Raw genomic sequence first — 2,135 nt, 5'->3', positions numbered from 1 at the left:
GATCGACGTGTTGATCGCTCTCGGGCGACTGTCCCACTTCCTTGGTAGTGGGACGGCCCGCGTGGGGATCCTTGCCCGATGTGCACGATCGGCGATTCCTGTACCAGAACTTGGACCAAAAGTGCTGAACCATTTAGGTCGTACGGAACCGACTTCCGGTACGCTGGGCGCATGGAATTGGGCTACGCGCGGGTCTCGACGGCCAAACAGGACCTCGACCGGCAGATCGATGCCCTCCGGCAGGTCGGGATCGCCGCCGAGCGGATCTATGTGGACAAGAAGTCCGGGGCCACCACGGAGCGTCCCGGGCTGACCGCGGCGCTGGCCTACGCCCGGGAGGGTGATGTGATCGTGGTGCACACCCTGGACCGGCTCGGGCGCACGGTGCGCGACACCTTGAACCTGATCCATGACCTCGCCGAGCGGGGGGTGGGGGTGCGCAACCTGGCGGACCCGATCAAGGTGGACTCCACCAATCCGAGTGATCCGATGGCGCAGTTGGCGGTGGTGCTGCTGGCGTTGTTCGGGCAGATGGAGCGCACCTACACCCTCGAGCGGGCTGCTCATGCCCGGTCGGTGGCCGCGGCGAAGGGCCGGCGGATCGGGCGGCCTACGGTGGTGGATCCGGACAAGCTGGCCTACGCGGCGCATCTGCGCGAGAGCGGGCACACGATGGCGGAGATCGTGGCCAAGACCGGGATCACGCGCACCAGTCTCTACCGTCACCTCCCGCCGCGGTCCCCGGAGCCGGTGACGGCCGGACCGGTCACCGCCGCCGAGCCCGAGCCCGGTCCGGCGGACTGACCCAGGTGGGGTGATGGTGGTGGTGCAGCTGGGTCCGCAGGAGAGAGCGGCATTGTTGCGCCAGCACCTCGACGAGGGGGTGCCGCTGACCCGGCTCGCCGCCCACGCCCAGGTCTCGGTCCGCACCCTGCAGCGCTGGGCCGCCGAATACCGGGCGGACTCCTCCGCGGCCGGCTTGCAGCGCAAGGCCCGCAGCGACCGCGGCCAACGCCGGCTGCCTGCGGAGCTGATCGCGGTGATCGAGGCCCTGGCGCTGCGCCGCACGGCGCCGACGACCAGGTTCATCCACCGCCGGGTGTGCGATCTGGCCCCGGAGCGCGGCTGGGCACCCCCGAGCTACTCGAGCGTGCGCAGCGTGATCGCCGCGATCGACCCCGGGCTGCGCACCCTGGCCCTGGAGGGAGACACCGCCTACCGGGACCGATACGAGCTGGTGCACCGCCGGTCGGCGGTGAGGCCCAATGAGCAGTGGCAGGCCGACCACACCCTGCTCGACGTGGCGATCCTCGACAACCGGGGGCGCCCGGTGCGGCCGTGGCTGAGCGTGATCCTCGACGACTACTCCCGCGCGGTCGCCGGCTACACCGTCTTCACCGGCGCCCCGAATGCCGAGCAGACCGCCCTGGCCCTGCACCAGGCCGTGCGAGCCAAGCCCGACCCGCGGTGGCCGGTCCAGGGGTTGCCCGAGGTGCTCTACAGCGACCACGGGGCCGACTTCACCAGCACCCGGCTGGACCGGGTCTGCCTGGACACCCACATCCGGCTCATCCACTCCCGCGTCGGGGTCCCGCAGGGGAGGGGCAAGATCGAACGCTTCTACGGCACGATCACCACCGAGGTGCTCCCGCACCTGCCCGGGCACATCCCGCACGGCACCGGCGGCACCCCCACCTCACCACCTGCCCTGAGCCTGGAGCAGCTCGACGCAGTGGTCCAGCGCTACCTGATCGAGGACTACCACGCCCGGGTGCACTCCGAGACCGGACAGGCCCCCGCCGCCCGCTGGATCGGGGCCGGGTGGATCCCGCGCACCCCGGCCCGGGGCGAGGATCTCGACCTGCTGCTGCTCACCGCTGCGACCACCCGCATCGTCCAGCGCGACGGCATCCGCTTTCAAGGCACCCGCTACATCTGCCCGGTGCTGGCCGCCTACGTCAGTGAGACCGTGACCATCCGCTACGACCCCCGCGACGCCGGCGAGGTGCGCGTCTACCACCAGGACACCTACCTGTGCCGGGCGATCGCCCCCGAACTGGCCGCTGAGACCATCACCCTCCAACAGCTGCAGCAGGCCCGGGGCGCCCGACGCGCCGCGCTCAAGCAGCAGCTGC

At 71.0% G+C, this 2,135-nt stretch carries 2 protein-coding genes; both read left to right on the top strand.

The genetic code is table 11. The features are described from left to right. The first annotated feature begins 171 nt into the window (after positions 1-171). A complete protein-coding gene (locus L979_RS12985) occupies positions 172-804 on the top strand; it encodes a recombinase family protein (RefSeq protein ID WP_016998066.1) in 633 nt (210 codons plus the stop codon). A 13-nt stretch (positions 805-817) separates the two neighbouring features. After that, on the top strand, positions 818-2,135 hold a 1,318-nt coding region (locus tag L979_RS12980; RefSeq protein ID WP_081994513.1), incomplete at its 3' end, for a Mu transposase C-terminal domain-containing protein.

Origin of the sequence: Kocuria sp. ZOR0020, from assembly GCF_000800955.1 — a bacterium.
Classification (GTDB): domain Bacteria; phylum Actinomycetota; class Actinomycetes; order Actinomycetales; family Micrococcaceae; genus Kocuria; species Kocuria subflava.
This window is presented reverse-complemented; position numbering and strand designations above follow the sequence as displayed.